A 15,600-nucleotide genomic window follows, 5' to 3' on the forward strand; every position below is an offset into this window, starting at 1 on the left:
ACGCTATATAGCTTTCAGCCTTTATGAACGAATCAGAGATCGTTGATAACTTTAGTGTTGTGAGAGTAGTGAGCTCCAGTGACTTTCCTGGTGTCGGTGGAGTCGTCATGGGGTATCAGTCAGCACAGATCATCGAATCCATCAAAAATGACCCTAAGCAGGTTAAGCGATGGGCCTCTGGAGTACCTTGCCAGGTTCTCAACCCTGGTGGTCAATGGACGAAAGGAACGGTTAAGTTCGTCATGCAATTCACGCCTACCGAACAGCCGTCTGATCAAACCGATGTCCAGTAGGGCTGCCAATCACCCCAGGCAATTAGAACCCCCTCGAACGGCATTCTGGGTTTAAAGAATTCGGCGAGCTCCTTAAAGGAGTTAAACCCATCCTCAACCGCCAGTTCTTCTAGCTCCTCACCCATAAGGGGAGTACCATCTATTAGGACTTCTACACCATCAATACTGATAGGCAAAACCGCTCTACACAAAGGGTCTGGGTCAATGAGCTTGATGCAACTCTTGGTACGCATCCCGGTGTAAATCTGAATGGGTTCCCCAGCGCTCGCATGTCTATTTTTTCGACGTGCTCGGATAGTCTGCTGTTTGACACCCGCTCTAATGAGTGGAGCAAACTGCTGTTTAAAGTTGTAGGCCACCATATCAACCAACCTCCAGGCTTAACTGGCCACACCTTTCAAGCTTCAATTGCTTTTTGATAAACATGGATGAGGGCTGTAGATCATAGCGACAATGGCATGGAGCACAGAGCGCTTTGAGGTTGCTGAGATCGCAATCCTCGGGACGATGGTTAAGGTGTGCCACCGTTAAGATGAAGCGCCCAGGCTTCTCGATTTCAACGTCGCCAAACTCCTCAGAGTCAACCGTTTCATACCAATCGTTCAGCCAGGCAGATGGCAGGCGGTCAAACAATTCATGTTCACTCTCCCCAGGCTTACGGCAGGGCCTGCCACAGTTGGTACAAGTCCAACCAGCCTCATTTTTTATTTTTTGTGCGATCTCATTCCAGTTATCAGGATACAAGCGTCTATCCATCGGCATGTTCAAAAGTCTCCACGTCATTGCAAGTGTTCAGATTGAGTTTCAAATTCAGGGGGTTATTTGAAACTCAAAAGGGTATGTCGTCATATGGAATGGATTCGTGGTCGCCATCAAAAAACAGCTGGTTGATGAGATACGCATCCCACGGGGTTCCATAGATGTTGTGGCTTCGCAGGAAACAAGCCCAAAACTCTTCAGCATCTGCGCTCACTTCATACGGGCGGCCAATCATGAGGTTTCGCCATGCATGAAGTACCCATGGGAGCTTGTCCAGCACCCACCGCTCTATCATTTGCAGCCGGGTAATTTCGAGGACCTCAAGAGAATCTCTAAATGGACACTCAAAATCACATTCCTCAGAGCCTGCTTTGAGACAGCCCACATACCCTTGACCCTGGCCACACTCATTTAGCCAATACTCGTAGTCGTCTTGCTTGCCCCACACATCATGGGGTTCATCGTCATAACAGCCCGCATATGGGTCAAAATATGGCCCGTTCTCGTCATAGTCGGTGTAGTCGTCCAGATCGTATTCGTCGTCATGGATGAATGGCTCTGATGAATTCTTTAAGACTTCTTCAGGGGTCTCGTTCGAATATCTCATGGCTAAAACTCCGGTACACTAACGATTCTGGACTGACTGGCATAGCAGCGCTGAATCATGGCGACGCTGGTTCGACATAAATAAGAGATGTCCTGCTCATCCATGCCTTTTTTGACCAGCTCGGTAATAAAGGTATGCCTGGCGTGGTATTCGCTGAAGTAGAAGGCCACCTTGCGATCTCGTACCAATTGCTCAACGGTGGGTCTCCAGTAGCGAGTTTGAAAGTTTTTGTAGTCGAAGGGGCCACCCTTGACCGATGGAATCAACCAGTGAGTACTAACCGTCTCTGGGGTGATGTCCTCCCTGTAGTTTCGCTTCCATAGCTCTTCAAGCAATCGTTTCATCTGGGCATTGCAGGGGAACCGCGTAGAGCGATAGGTCTTGGTTGGTTGTTCAATCCTGGTATCGACCGGCAGCGCTTTATTGATCAAAATCTCGCTGAAGTCGGAGGCCACATCCCCCCATTTGAGAGCGCTGGCTTCCTCTGGCCGACAGCCGGACAAGAACAGAAACTTGACCCAAAACGCATAGAACGGATGGTCCCGCTCAAACGCATCAATGATCGCTGCGCGCTCCTGGGGCGTGAATGCGGTGTAGTTATCCTCGGTTATCCGGCGACGCTTGCCCCAGTACCGAGTGAGCCCATCGAATGGGTTGACGGGCAGATCCCCCATGGCGACGGCAAACTTACAGGCGGCGTTGAATTGTTGAATGGTTCGCCTGGCGGTTTCTAGTGAGAAGTTGTCCAATAGCCAGGCGCGGACATCACGCGCATCATTGATCTCTGGTTTTTCTTTCATCATTTTGAGTATCCGTTTTTCAAACTTTGCGTAATCCCGAACGACGGTGCTAGGGGCGACGTAGGGGGTTTTGTACTCGACATAGGCAAGCCATAGGTACCAAAGCTCTCTAGGGGTTATCTGGCGATCCATCAGGTCACCTGCTCAGTTGGATCAGCAACTCGCTTCGAGGCATTCAACAGATCAGCCACGGGTACCGTCGCCAATACGTCATCACCCGTGAGTTCCGTGAGTTGAGCGTGATCCGCATCAATCGCGGCCACCCGATACCGATGATGGGACAACGTTTTCTTGAGCTTCGCGTTGGAGCCGACATAAATCACCACGGCTCCAACGCTCACGTCACAGCGCTTGCAATACAGCTGAACCCCATCCGTAGTGAAAAAATCTGTGCGCCCTAAGTCTTGATTTCTCACCTTGATCACGGAGCGATCTTTGGAAATCGTCAAAATTAAAGACGGCCTTTGGAGTGTGTGACACCCCTCAGCGGTCATCCGAGACAGTTGGATTCTGGGGGAATTTCTATCTATGGTTTCTATAGATTTTTTCGGAAGCCTTGTGCTGCCTCGTCTAATCCAACTTGTGTCACCCGTGGGAATGACCTGATCGCCTACCTGTAGAGGGGGTATTTGGGGGGGCTCAGAGATAGGGGCATGTTTTTGTGTCAACCTTGTCAACCTAGGGTCTAAATCACCCTCTAAGCCTTGCTGGGTATTCGTTTCGTCCGTTGACAAAGAGGTGTCAACGAAGGCCTCAGGTTGACACTTTTTTTTGTCAACACAGCTATCCCCCACTGTGCCAGTTTGCTCAGTAGAGGTAATGCCCTCATCATCTATAGGTTGACTTTTTTCTTTTAGATTGACAGTAGATTGACATATAGGTGTCAACCTATGGGAGTCTTGCCCATCAAGCAGTTCACCCTGATCGCTATCGTTGGTTGACAAGGTTGACACATCAACTGACGATTCTTCAGCGTCGATATAGTCTTGGATAATTCCGATAGGGATAGATACACATCGGCTGAGTCGCCATTTCGGATCGTCGGTGGCTTTTCTGCCAAAGGCCTTACTCACATCCTCATTACCATGAAACTTTTGCCGGTCGGCCATGTTGGCTCCGGCGGATGTCAGTAGATTCTTAAGAATCTGCTTGTTGTAAGCAAGGCTTGAATTGCCATCAACCACACGCCAAACATCGTTTAGGCGAATGGACAAACAAGAAATTTTCCCGTGACGATTACCATCACGGACAAACCGCATGTTCCACTCCCCCAATTTGGATTCAGACCTGAAGGTGCTCATGCGTTCAACGAAATCGCGCAGGCTGTCGGTGGATGCATCGCTATCGTTGGCCATGGAGCAGACCTGCTTAATTAGATAGTCGAGCAAGTCATAGTGATCAGTCATGCCAGCCAGGCGTAACGCTTCGTTTCCGTAATGGAGAATTATGGCCAAACTGCGGGCCATCCGACTATGGGCATGGGGTAAGTGGGGGATTAATGTTTCCTCCCATGCCCCGATCGCGTCAAGGTCCACCCCCAGACTGATAATTTTGGCCATGGCTCCACTGGCTTTGTTCATGGCCTGCCGCAGCTGGAGCCATTCATCACGCCCCCGGCATCGGTCTTTGCAGTCAAACCACAACAGAATTAATCGGCTCATTGTTGCCGCATTGGTCTCACCGGCGGCGAAATTAGATGCCACCATCAAGGCGCTATGGGGCTTTTGAGCATTGAACTTGCCAGCGTCCCCCCCACGGACCAAGCGTGGTTTGCCGTTGTAAAGCCCTTTTAGAAATTCGTCTAGTTCCGGTGTCCGGTGTGGATCGTCCCAGCAGTGAAGCAATCCCCCCAATAACTTGAGCCGTTCATAGGCAGCAGACACCGTGACTTCTTTGAGCATTCCACCGGCCTTATCGGTGTGCATGCCTGAAAGCGATAAGGCACATTCACCAGCGGTCGTTTTTCCACCTCCGCCGTCACCAATGACATTGAGAATAGGGAAGCTACCAGTTTTCTCAATAAACTCTTGATAATGAGTAGCCGCCAGGCCATAGCCAATTGTGAGCAATGCTGGGTAAATATTTTTGGGCCCATAAAACCCAATCATTGCCTTCACTAAATTAGGCAGTGCCTCGTCAGACGGTGGATTGTATTGAGGTTGGGGCAGTGTGTCGGCCTGGCCGGTGATGTTATCGTTCCAGATCCATAACGATTCGTTTTCATCCGTAGCACTACCGTCGGGCTTGAGCTGATGTTTGGCAAATACCCAATAGCCATCGGCCTGTTGACCGGCCCGTTCTGCCAGACGATAGAGTTTGCCACCACGGGAATGGTACTCATCTAAGCGCACCCGCAAAAGGCTTTTCATCTGGTTCACATTCAGGCGGCAGATGATGGCACCGCCCAGGGCCTGTTTGATGGTGTCCTCAAATTTATTGACACTCGTAAAATTGAGGCTGGGCAGGAACAGACGATGTTGATGGTGTTCGCTGGTGCGCTTCACCTGCAGTAAGAAACCACCACCATCGAGGCTGATCACTTCTTTCTCTATCTGTAAATCAAAATTCGTAAGCGGCATAAACCGCCGCTCGTCCTCGCCGCCGGTGGCTTTCCAATACCCCAGCTCACCATCAAGAGAGTCTGGCGCGTTCCACCACAACCGCCGTTTAATATTGCGCTCGGCTAACTCGGCTAGATCAATCGCTTCATCAATCGCATTTTCGAGCCGGGTTAGGAGTTCATCGGGGGGGATATCCAGGCCATCAACAACATCTTTGATATCACCGCCATGGGGCATCTCATTCCAGATGGACAGTGGATTTAAGCTAACAGCAGCCATGCCCTGGCGACGGCATACTCGCTGAAGTGATCGCGTAAAGGTTTGCTCGCCGGTGAGATCGAAGTCGGGATGAATGACCAACAGTGGTTTCAGGCTGGCATCTTTGGCAATCGCCCAGGCATTGGCTAAGCGATCCGGGATGTCTTTATGCCGGGCTTCTCCGCCCTGGTTGGTGGTGGCTACCAGGCCTAGCCGCCGGTAAACCTCCACGGCCTGCTCACCGGCAACAACAAATAGAACCTCACCCCGCATAATGGCTTCCTTGGCCTCATTCTCTCGATAGAGTGGCCACGGTCTAGACCCTCGCCCCATGGTCCAGCCGGGTAAGTCACTGTTCCAGTACCAGGGCCGGACCTCTTTCGTTTTGGTAAACCCCTCCATCCATTGGCGGCGATCGCTCCACTGGCGACGGACCACCTTGCCGATCATCTGCTCCACATTGTTTGGATCAGGATAGAGGTATTCAATCTGCTGTAGCTCAGCTCCTGTATCGGGGTCTTCCACACAGGGCTTAGTTTTAGATTCTCGAACCTCTAAAAAGACTTGAGTCCCCCCAGGCGGTGAGCAGTGAAGCGTCTTTTTAACGCGGCGTTTCACCTCGTGAATGCCTGGTGTTACGCCATCGGTCACTACAATTAGATCGCCTGGTCCTACCGGCTCTCGTGGCGTATCCAAGTGCCATTCTGGACAATCATCGAATACTTTAGGTTGGAGCCGAATTAGTTCCGGATATTTGAAACTTCGCTTTTGTTTGGCGCTATCTCGAACAAACATGGGCCGGTTGTCTTTGGCCAGCCCTTGGTAAGTCCACCCCACGGGTGGTCGATTGACTTCAGTCCAGGAACAAAGGACTTTATCGGGTTTCTGTGGATCGCTACCAATCAGGAAGCAATACGACTCGCGACCACACAATGGACAGGCCGCACCCTTTCGTGCTTCCTGAGCTATCTTTGCCATAATATTTACAAGTTAAGATTTTCAGGGGCTGACGGACAGCCCCGCTCCACATCTCGGTACTAACTGTGAGGCTGGCTCGGTGAGTCAGCCTTTTTTTGCTGGTCAATAAAGTCCGAAAACAACACGCCCTCGGCCAGGCCGGTGTAGATCCCACGCAGCTCATTGATCTGCTCGGGCGGTAGTCCCATCTTTTCGAACGATGCGATCGCAGTCCACATAAACCGCAGTACATAGAAGCGCTGCTGTTGATTAGCCGCAACCAGGCTTGCAGCGAGCCAAGTCAACTCAATACGGTTGCTACCCATTGGCATTGGATTGCCCTCCACGCATGAGATAGTCAACTTCCATTTCGTAGGCGTTGAGCACTTGCAACTTGGGCTGATAAAAGCCGACTTGAAATATACAGCCATAGGGCGCATTGAGTTTCCTAATTTGGAGAGGCCAAACTATCCCGATCTGGGTGTCTCTCCAACAAGGATGGTCCGTTATTACGCCCCATGCGTAAGTTCGTAGGTCATGGGTTAATTGATTTATTGATTGCCAGAACATGGGAGTTTACTTTCTTACTTGATTTGAAATGAGGCTTAATGCGAAACACCTTCTATCACGCTTGTCAGGGTTGAGATAATTAACACGCGGAGTCAGGGCGTCAATCTTCCTCCGCATGTTGTTTAGTTGAGTATGACCGATTCGATAAACCAATAAGGTTGACGAATCGGTCATATAGCCGTTATAACATGAAAGAAAGTAATGTCAACCAAGAGGGAGTGGTGTTAAAGCAGCTTCGGAATGCCCTTGGTGGAATATCCCAAGAGGCTTTATCGAAAATGATCGGCTGCTCTGTAAGGAAGATCTGGCGAGGTGAAAATGGCACTGAGCCTACATGGACAACCATTGAGGCTAAGAACCTTCATCTACTTCTTGAAAGACACTTTGGTGTAGGCATCACTCATTTGCCTGACAGCTTGAAGTCTTCAGATCCAGTACCTTTCTTGCAAGAAGCAATCGCACAAAAAAACGCCGAAGTCTAACCACCTCGGCGCATTCAAAAAAACAGTTAATAGCCCTGGGCCAAAGCTTGGAACCCGAAGCCCAGGGCCATGTCCCTAAAGGAGAGACCTTTTTATGGTACCTAACGAATCCAAAAAAATAAGCCCATACGAGCTGTTTCAAGAGTTTTCAAAGTTAAGAGCTGAAAGTCAGCAGTTGAGAGAACGGCTGAAAGCTATCGAGAATTTAGAAGCCTCAATAGGCGTACAACTGGTTGATCTATCGTCATTCCCAGATTTTGTTGTTAAAGAAAGCGGTGTAGTCGAGATAGAAGGTCAGATGTATTTTTACTTCCTTGACCTTGAAGCTTTCCTGGTTCGTGACTTTTACGCCATCGGCCATATTAAACAGAGTTCCTGAATCCCCCCTGTGCAATGGAGTTGCCCAGGGGCTTTCTTGTGCCCTACTGCGTGGCAAATCTGTCTAAATCTGCCACATCTGTTTCATTCAGTCAGTCCATGCAACGACTGAAAACTAAGACTCATTCCACTCAACCCCTTACGCATCAACCCATAGAGGTTCAAATATATGACTACTCAAGTATTGGCAAATCTGCCCGTCTCTGCCACATCTGACGCTACCAGCCCCATGGTTCAACCGGCTGGTGTAGACATTGGCAATGGGGCTTTAAAGCTGGTGACGGGACTGGGAGAATACCGCCTCGATAGCTATGTGACCTATCTAACTGAGCGTCTGAGCATGGGTCAAACCCAAGGCTATGTAGAGTATCTCCAGGGTGATCGCGCTGACCTGGTCGGCAAACAATGGATCGGTGGTATCAATGCTTACTACCATGCACCACGGGCATTAGCACGGGTAACGGATGACAAAACCGGCAAGATTGACCTGGGTTTACAACTGTTACTTAGTGCGCTTTCTCTGATGCCGTTTCGCTCAGAATGGAGTCTCTCTATTACGGCATCAGTACATGATGGCGCGACTCTCGGAAAGGGCTTAAAAACAGCTCTCGAAGGACAACATCATGTGATGGTTAACAACAAACTCTCCGTGATTTCTGTTGTTGTTAATGGCGTGCTAGAGGAAGGGACTGGGGCGGTTTTGGCCTATCAACGACACTCTGATTTCACGAATGCTTTAGTCTATGACTTAGGCAATGGCACGTTGATTGTTAGCTCCTTTAATGGTCTGGTCATGACCGATAGAAGCTATAGCCAAAACGGGGGTGTTGAGAGTCTCATTGATGCGGTTGCAACAAACCCATTAGTGCGACAACACCTCAAGAGAGAAGGAGATCGCCACCTGATTAGAGCCGGTATTGAGAGCACCCACTTCACCTACGGCACGCAGTATCCAAACTGGAAATTTACCGAAGCCTACAAACAGGAATTACCCCAGTGGGTTAACCGGGTGCTTAAGCCCATGGTCAGACCGACAGAAGATCGTATGGCGTCAGCGACAGCCTTGATCGCGATTGGCGGCGGTGCCTGTCTGCCTGGCATCAAAGGTCTATTAGCGAAGCGCAATATTCAGGTGCTGAGCGAGCCACAGTGGGCCAACTCCCGTGGCCTTTATGCCTATGCCATCCGTAAGGTCAACGCATGAGAATCACGATAGATAAAGGGTTTCAGCCGTTGATACGTGAGGTGATGGCGCAAATCCACACCGACGATCCACGGCTGGCACTCAACCACATCATTAGCACCTGGGCCGCCAGTCAGCACGCCAGTCATCAACCGGCTGCGTCACTGCCCCAGGCCCAGGCCGCTGAGCCCAACGACGAATTTTCACAACTTACCGATTGGAGTTAGCATCTGATGCTCAAACACCATCTGACCCGTCTGTCTGGATTAGATCCAAACAGTAAAGCCTTTGACCCTGAAACCCTGGAACTGCTGACCTATTGCGGGCGTTATACGGCCCCACTGGATGGACAGCAACTCAATCTAACCGCTACGCCCAGTGAGACAACCTGTGGTGCATGCCAACGGACCAAAGACTTTAAGCGCCTGATCTCCGTCTATGGCAATAACGGCCTAGGTAGACGAAATCTGTAGTCATTCCCACAAACCATCAGCGTTCACGCCCTATCAACCAGGAACCGATTCATCATGCCTTGGAAAATCATTTTAATGCTGATTTTGTGCCTGCTGTCTGGTTCGGCAGGCTGGAAATTGAGAGACACGGCTCAGCCAGTGGTAACGGCCTATACCTGTTCGACTGGTTTTTTTGATGCCCTCACGTTCTGGAACTAACGGAGGTGAGCGCCATGAGCGATGATCCATTGACTTGGTTATGTACCGAGCCAGATGTGCACCCCCCGGCTGAGCCACCACCGACTGACGATTTAAGTCTTGCTGAGAAACTTGGCATTCTCAACAAAACCGTTGAGCGTCATGGCGTTGGGCTTAGCACTCTCAGGACGGCGGTTGCCGACCTTGAGGAGACTCACGGCATCCATTCAACCGAGATAAAACGCGCGCTCGCCACGATTCGTAAGCAGTTAACCGTACTGGAACAAGGCGAAAAGCTGACTCAGAAAGACTTAGACCTCATTAAAGGAACGGTCACTCACTTGGGTGATCTGTCCGAGCTGAACCATAGCTATATCGAGCGGCTAACCGCTGACCACCATCAGCAAGCCCGTGACCTGTCGAGACTGAAACAATTTCGATTGACGTTAACGCACCTGGTCTTATTAATCCTGGCGGGTGCATTTGCTGTATCCACCATCCACAACCATTATCGGTCCCTGCCGTTGAGGGACTTCTATCTAGAAAACCGAGACTACATACGGCGCTAAGCGTCGCCCCCCTTGATGTTTACCTTACCTATATCGAACGATGGCTTTTAACCTGACCGGCAATCTTGAACGAACTTTAAATGCCAAAACGGGACTGACCAACGAACGGATCAACCCCAGCAACTTAGAGCGGCTTGACTTCACGAACGTTGCCCAGCTTCCTGGCAACTTTCTAACGGACTGTGGCACAGAAGCCTCGGCGGATCAGTTTATTGACCACATCACCGCAGAGTCAGAGCAACTATCCCAGGCAACACGGGCGATTGATGCCGCTAATCACTATATCGATTGCCAACAAAAGTACCAGACGGCTCTCAAGAGCTTACGCGAGAAAGTAGCGAAGCTTGAAATCACCATTGAGGAAGCGTTTGCACAATGGCAAACACTGAAGCATCAGCTCAATCTAGCCAGAAAGCAAGCGGGTTTAAAGCATGCGTCTGACGTGGAGAACGCCAACATTGCCTATGCCAAGTTTGATCGTGGCCTCCGCGAGAAATTGCACACAGCCACGGATATCAGCCGAAACGGAATTCATCAGGGCTCACATTTAGAGCACCAATTTGTACAGAACTAGCCGTTTATCAGGGGGCGATTGCCCCCTTAGGACCGTGAAACTCAACCATCACTTAGGAGCCCAGCTCACCCAGTACCTACTGATCGCCTGTGCCTCCTCAGCCATTGTCCAGCTGTCGGCCCTATGGCCCCCGTTGAAATTTTCGCTTCTCGCGGTGGGAGTGGCCGCTTTTTTCGTCGTTGTGAGCCTGCTAAGCCTACAGCTCAATGGCATTACACGAGGCCATCCATGGGCTAAACGCCTCACGTTTGAAGCAAGCAGTGTTGGAATTTTGCAGTTTATCGCGTTTGTCAGCGCCATCACGTTGGGAGGCATCGTCACATGGATAGCCATTTTCTAGACACGGATCTCCTGTCCCCTGCCGTTAGGCGTCGGTTAATACAAGGGTCAGGTCAGTTACTCAAAGGTGCCTGGGTCGCAGCGCCTAAACGAGCACTCTGTCTTTACGGCATGGCCATCCTGGGGGCCTTTCTCGTGTTTGCCCCAGTAGAGCGACGGTTTTATTCAGACCAAGGGTTGAACTATCGTTGGCCACCAGCCTTGGGCCTCATGATGTCAGCCACCGGCCTCACCCTGATTGGGATGGCCCATGCCGGACTGGATGAATTCCAACGCGAGTTAGATGAAGCAGAAGAAGAGCGTCAATTCACCCGGAGTTTACAGAAACAGGCGTTTCAGGATTCAGAAACCAGTCGTGTTTACACAGCTGTCAGTGAAGTGAAGCTGCAAAACAATGCACCGCTGCCGGACCATATGAAGGAACCCGGCTTGGTCCCCGCTAAAACCTCACAAGAGGAGTTAGAACAATTCAAAGCCTTGATGGGCATCACCCAGGATTCACCGGAGGCGACCACCACTGAAACGACTAAAGACCTGAAATTCTCCACCCGCAAGAACGCGACGACCAAGGCCTCAGAGCGCTGTGTCGACCTGACGGGCAAGCGTCGGTATTGTGGCTTAAAAATAGAAAATCCCATCCCCCGGTTCCTTGCAGATGACAGAGGCCTACTGGGGTTAGGGACCACTGGGGTGGGTAAATCAGCGTTTTTAGAGGCCATTGTGAGCCATGCCTATCAAGTGGATGAATCCACTGACTTTGTGGCAATCGCTCACAAATCGGGCAACTCGGCCCGTGGTGAAACGCTATCCATGGCCGGTCTGGAGGACACCCACGATATGTATGTGGTCACCCGCACGATGCAGGGTCAGACGTTAGTGGATGCCGCAACACGGCTACGGCTGCGGACCCATGCCATCGAAAACCTGTTAGAAACCGGCTCCCTGGTGCCGTCCTTTGTGCTGATCGATGAGTCGAACGAAGGGACAAAAGCGATTTCAAAAGCCGCCCGTACCTATGCTGAACTTGAAACCGGGGGGCCACCCAAAAAGTCAAATATCCCCGACTGGCAAGAGGAATACAGCGACTTTATTGAAACGCTGATTGTGGACGGGCGTAGCAAAGGGGTTCGCGGGGTGGTGTTCGGTCACTTGAGCACCAATAAATCAGGTGTGGATAAGGAAGTGCGTAATCAAAACTATGTGATTGCATTGGGACGTAATGGCATCTATGGGGCGATTGAGAGCTTACTGAGTGATGCCCGATATATTGCGCTCAAAGATACCCGAGCGGACCTCAAGCAGGAATTTACGGCCTATCTGGAGCAGCATAACGCCAATAAAGCCCCCGTCAATGTCGTGCTGGCCTTGACGAACATTGGGGGCCAGTGGCGTTTGATTGTGCTGCCTCAACGCTGGGACATCCAACCGATAAAACCCAGCGTGGTGAATCCTGCCCTGGATTCACCCTATGGATTTGAAGCCCCCGCTGAATCAGTCCCGGAGACCCCGACCGAGCATCTACCCATTGATGCCACTCAACAAAAAGACCCGCTTGCCTGCTATAGCCCCAGGCAACGACGATTAGCCAATGAGTTTTTGGTGTGGTACGAGTCGAAGCGAAGCATTCTGGACGATGGAACCGGGCTGCTAGATTTGCGCATTCCCGTTCAATGCTGGGACCCCGTGAAAAGCCTCAGTGAACTTGAAATGGTTCTAGAAGTGCTGCACATCCAAGGCTATGGTGACTTTTTCTACGATTCAGTGGATAAAGCCTTGCTCTGGAAGTTCTACCCACGCAACAGTCGAGGGAAATTAGTGGCCAGGCCCCCTGAAGAACCGGGTCCGGCTAACCAAGCTGAACCATCAAAGCTGGATATTCCAGAGGGCATTAGCCTGGATGCCTTTCGCTATTGCGTTAAGAAATTATTTGAGCTTCAAGTCGGTTCAATTCATACTGTTTCATCCTTTTTTAGATTCGCTAGTTCCCTCAGAAAGAACCATGATTTAAACATTGAGCAGGTGCACCGCATGCTATTAAGTAAGTCTCTAAAACGGGTGATCAAAATAGAGACTGGCAGCTATCACAGCAAGCTCACATTTCAGGTTTTGTGGACCCCTGAGCCGTAAAAGCTATCCCCCTATATTGGGCGGAATAACAACGTATTTCTTCAAAGTCCACAGGTCCACAAAAACGCTAAAACAATTGCTGTATATGGTGTGGACCGGTCCACAAAACAATGTTCATTGTGGTGTACGTCCACAACGCTGTGGACCCTAATCCACTGTTAAGTCCACAGTGATATCCACTGCAAGTCCACACGGTGTTTTCTCAATTTTTGAGAGGGATTTATAGCGCACTCTACTTGTCATTAGCAACGGATAAATGCACATGAAAAGAAAGAAAGTTGAACTTGATATTGGTCGGGATTGCGATGGCGGTCACTCCATGCCCATGAGCTTAGAATTAATTGAAGAGCCGTTAACAAATGACGTGTTTATCGTCATTGATACGTCTCCACAGTTTGAGAATCCTGTGATGGGTGATCGGGTGGCAGTCGATGCTAAAGAGCTGAAGGCAGCGATAAAAAAGTTACTGCCTGACTAACCGGCGTCAGTGTTCCATTAGCCGGTATGTGCCAGTTGGCCAAAAACGACGGGCTACTTTTGGACTGGATCAGCCGATAACCCGGATGTGCCAGTGACGCTAGCATGGGCATTCTAAGGATGTGCTAATTTCTTTGAATTAGAAGGCCAAAGCCCTGTCCCGTAAAGGTCAGGGCTGTTTTTTTGAAATTGATTAGTTGCCTGCATCGCAAATAGTCAATGAAATACCTGTCCTTAAAGTCTTGGTTTAAGGAGGGGGCTGTAGACGCAACCAAGGAACAAGGTAGTGGTGCTTAACTGTCCCCGCTGGTTCGGTTAGAATCCAGCTATTTTTGACACAGTACTCTCAGTCTATAGAGAACATGAAAATAATCTTCTGGTTAACTAAGATCGGGCTGCTAACAACCTCCTGTCTTATTGCGGTCAGCCCTGCATTTTCACAAACAGTTGAGCAGGCCCCCTCTTCTCCGGACTCTCAATTGACATCTGAACTCGATGAAATTGTGTATTTCGAGGGGAATTGGCGCTGTCAGCAACCACCGAGTTCACTATCGTCAGAATCAATTGCCCTAAATTGGCAAGTCGAGCGCGATCTAAATGACTCCTGGTACGTTGGCTATGCCGAAGAAGTCGCAACGATAACCAATCCTGACCCTACTAGCTCGCGAGAATTTTTAGGATACGATGCGGTCTCAGAGCATCTTGTTCGCGTGTCTGTAGCTAGCAATGGTAACTTGCTCAATCTGACGTCATCAGGCTGGCAAGATGAGCAACTCATTTGGGAAGGCACAGTTACGACAAGGAATGAGCTAATTTCTCTTCGTCAGATTATTACGAGAGAAAATGAAAATACTTTCGCGGCAACATACTTTGTTCTGGACACTGTTAGCAATGAGTGGCAAGCCGCAGTTAGCGAAACTTGTGAGAGGCAAGTTTCATTGGCTTGATTGAATCCTGCGATCGCGCTGCTATTGCCGATAATGGACAGCACAACCTTGCCAATCAGCTCCAACGTACGGAGCCCCGCCAAGCAATATCAGGTGGCAGCTATACAACGTAGCCAGCCCCAATCGCCTCTGAATTCAGTTTTTATAGCCTTGACCCCTTAAAGGTCAGGGCTGTTTTTTGAAAATTGATTAGTTGCCAGCACCGCAGCGGACCAAGTAACTAACCACCAGTGAGGTATCTACATACCCTCACGTCAGTCTGGGGGAAATTCTAGTCATTTCTGTCCCCTTTCGGGGCAATGGAATCTGAACTTGATCTTTGATCTAACGAGGCAGCTTGCATTGGAAGGTTTCCGTCCCCTTTCGGGGTAATGGAATCTGAACCTCAGGTTTCAATAGATCCCAATAGCTCTGCCCGGGTTTCCGTCCCCTTTCGGGGTAATGGAATCTGAACCGAAGGTTCTGACGATTTGTTCATTCCGTTTTTTGCTTCGTTTCCGTCCCCTTTCGGGGTAATGGAATCTGAACACAGGAACACCTGAATTTCATCCAAGCCGTACATAAGTTTCCGTCCCCTTTCGGGGTAATGGAATCTGAACCATTCCAAGGTTCTGAAACTGAGAAACGGATCGATTCTTGTTTCCGTCCCCTTTCGGGGTAATGGAATCTGAACATTGCTACCTATGAAGGTATCCTCTATGAAACAGAGTTTCCGTCCCCTTTCGGGGTAATGGAATCTGAACTATTGGTCCTAAGGCTGATGATTTCATGTTCATTTACTAGTTTCCGTCCCCTTTCGGGGTAATGGAATCTGAACATTTGCGGACCTTGGAATTCGCAACCTCAACCTCAGGTTTCCGTCCCCTTTCGGGGTAATGGAATCTGAACCCCTACCTTTTGAAACTACTGTGGTTAGGGCTTTCCAGACACCTAAATCTGAGGGGGGCAAAACTGACCCTACACAATCGAAAATGACTCCCAATAAGACCCTGTGAAAAACGTTTGAATGTCCCTCACAGTAATCAATCTGAGGGGGTCAACGGAAGAATTAGGTTTTCAAGGTTCGTCT

At 49.9% G+C, this 15,600-nt stretch carries 19 protein-coding genes and 1 CRISPR repeat array; of the genes, 13 read left to right on the forward strand and 6 right to left on the reverse strand.

The window, feature by feature from the left end; all coding sequences use genetic code 11:
- Positions 1-23 precede the first annotated feature (23 nt).
- Complete coding sequence (locus tag DXZ20_RS12495) at positions 24-293, forward strand: hypothetical protein (protein ID WP_163668230.1); 270 nt, start codon at positions 24-26, stop codon at positions 291-293.
- Here the strand turns inward: DXZ20_RS12495 and DXZ20_RS12500 are convergent.
- The 6 genes from DXZ20_RS12500 to DXZ20_RS12525 form a co-directional block, all read right to left on the reverse strand.
- On the reverse strand, positions 275-655 hold the full coding sequence (locus tag DXZ20_RS12500; RefSeq protein WP_163698504.1) for an ASCH domain-containing protein: 381 nt from the start codon (positions 653-655) through the stop codon (positions 275-277). The two genes, DXZ20_RS12495 and DXZ20_RS12500, sit on opposite strands and share 19 nt — an antisense overlap.
- A gap of 1 nt (position 656) precedes the next feature.
- The gene (locus DXZ20_RS12505) at positions 657-1,055 is read right to left on the reverse strand and encodes an HNH endonuclease (RefSeq protein ID WP_163698506.1); all 399 of its coding nucleotides are present in this window, start codon (positions 1,053-1,055) and stop codon (positions 657-659) included.
- Positions 1,056-1,122: 67 nt separating this feature from the next.
- Positions 1,123-1,659: a hypothetical protein gene (locus tag DXZ20_RS12510; RefSeq protein ID WP_163698507.1), complete on the reverse strand. Its 537-nt coding sequence runs from the start codon at positions 1,657-1,659 to the stop codon at positions 1,123-1,125.
- A 2-nt stretch (positions 1,660-1,661) separates the two neighbouring features.
- The gene (locus DXZ20_RS12515; RefSeq protein ID WP_163698509.1) at positions 1,662-2,591 is read right to left on the reverse strand and encodes a tyrosine-type recombinase/integrase; all 930 of its coding nucleotides are present in this window, start codon (positions 2,589-2,591) and stop codon (positions 1,662-1,664) included.
- The gene (locus tag DXZ20_RS12520) at positions 2,591-6,256 is read right to left on the reverse strand and encodes a hypothetical protein (RefSeq protein ID WP_163698510.1); all 3,666 of its coding nucleotides are present in this window, start codon (positions 6,254-6,256) and stop codon (positions 2,591-2,593) included. Before DXZ20_RS12520 ends, DXZ20_RS12515 begins: the two co-directional genes overlap by 1 nt.
- Before the next feature lie 59 nt (positions 6,257-6,315).
- Positions 6,316-6,567 (reverse strand): hypothetical protein, encoded by a 252-nt coding sequence (locus DXZ20_RS12525; protein ID WP_250565739.1) that lies wholly within the window; start codon positions 6,565-6,567, stop codon positions 6,316-6,318.
- 426 nt (positions 6,568-6,993) lie between these two features.
- On the opposite strand from DXZ20_RS12525, the gene DXZ20_RS12530 reads away from it, so the two are divergent.
- The 12 genes from DXZ20_RS12530 to DXZ20_RS12585 all read left to right on the forward strand — a co-directional run bounded on the left by DXZ20_RS12530 (position 6,994) and on the right by DXZ20_RS12585 (position 14,531).
- On the forward strand, positions 6,994-7,287 hold the full coding sequence (locus DXZ20_RS12530; RefSeq protein ID WP_163668246.1) for a helix-turn-helix domain-containing protein: 294 nt from the start codon (positions 6,994-6,996) through the stop codon (positions 7,285-7,287).
- Between the two features lie 94 nt (positions 7,288-7,381).
- Positions 7,382-7,666: a hypothetical protein gene (locus DXZ20_RS12535; RefSeq protein WP_163698514.1), complete on the forward strand. Its 285-nt coding sequence runs from the start codon at positions 7,382-7,384 to the stop codon at positions 7,664-7,666.
- Positions 7,667-7,834: 168 nt separating this feature from the next.
- On the forward strand, positions 7,835-8,869 hold the full coding sequence (locus DXZ20_RS12540; protein ID WP_163698516.1) for a ParM/StbA family protein: 1,035 nt from the start codon (positions 7,835-7,837) through the stop codon (positions 8,867-8,869).
- Positions 8,866-9,075: a hypothetical protein gene (locus tag DXZ20_RS12545; RefSeq protein WP_163698517.1), complete on the forward strand. Its 210-nt coding sequence runs from the start codon at positions 8,866-8,868 to the stop codon at positions 9,073-9,075. The genes DXZ20_RS12540 and DXZ20_RS12545 overlap by 4 nt, the downstream gene beginning before the upstream one ends.
- A 6-nt stretch (positions 9,076-9,081) precedes the next feature.
- A complete protein-coding gene (locus DXZ20_RS12550) occupies positions 9,082-9,321 on the forward strand; it encodes a hypothetical protein (protein ID WP_163698520.1) in 240 nt (79 codons plus the stop codon).
- A 54-nt stretch (positions 9,322-9,375) separates the two neighbouring features.
- Positions 9,376-9,519 (forward strand): hypothetical protein, encoded by a 144-nt coding sequence (locus tag DXZ20_RS12555; protein WP_163698522.1) that lies wholly within the window; start codon positions 9,376-9,378, stop codon positions 9,517-9,519.
- Positions 9,520-9,533: 14 nt separating this feature from the next.
- Positions 9,534-10,067, forward strand: coding sequence for a hypothetical protein (locus tag DXZ20_RS12560; protein ID WP_163698524.1), 534 nt, complete (start codon positions 9,534-9,536; stop codon positions 10,065-10,067).
- A gap of 40 nt (positions 10,068-10,107) precedes the next feature.
- The gene (locus DXZ20_RS12565; protein WP_163698526.1) at positions 10,108-10,641 is read left to right on the forward strand and encodes a hypothetical protein; all 534 of its coding nucleotides are present in this window, start codon (positions 10,108-10,110) and stop codon (positions 10,639-10,641) included.
- 34 nt (positions 10,642-10,675) lie between these two features.
- Entirely contained in the window at positions 10,676-10,981 is a 306-nt protein-coding gene (locus tag DXZ20_RS12570; RefSeq protein ID WP_163698527.1) for a hypothetical protein, read from the forward strand.
- Positions 10,963-13,107 (forward strand): hypothetical protein, encoded by a 2,145-nt coding sequence (locus tag DXZ20_RS12575; protein WP_163698529.1) that lies wholly within the window; start codon positions 10,963-10,965, stop codon positions 13,105-13,107. Before DXZ20_RS12570 ends, DXZ20_RS12575 begins: the two co-directional genes overlap by 19 nt.
- Positions 13,108-13,369: 262 nt before the next feature.
- Positions 13,370-13,585, forward strand: a complete 216-nt coding sequence (locus tag DXZ20_RS12580; RefSeq protein ID WP_163698531.1) for a hypothetical protein — start codon at positions 13,370-13,372, stop codon at positions 13,583-13,585.
- 361 nt (positions 13,586-13,946) lie between these two features.
- Positions 13,947-14,531 carry a hypothetical protein gene (locus tag DXZ20_RS12585; protein WP_163698533.1) on the forward strand — a complete coding sequence of 195 codons (585 nt, stop codon included), beginning with the start codon at positions 13,947-13,949 and terminating at the stop codon, positions 14,529-14,531.
- A 277-nt stretch (positions 14,532-14,808) separates the two neighbouring features.
- A CRISPR array of direct repeats spans positions 14,809-15,419; the repeat unit is 35 nt; unit sequence GTTTCCGTCCCCTTTCGGGGTAATGGAATCTGAAC.
- Positions 15,420-15,600 lie beyond the last annotated feature (181 nt).

The organism is Adonisia turfae CCMR0081 (assembly GCF_011009555.1).
Taxonomy (GTDB): domain Bacteria; phylum Cyanobacteriota; class Cyanobacteriia; order Phormidesmidales; family Phormidesmidaceae; genus Leptothoe; species Leptothoe turfae.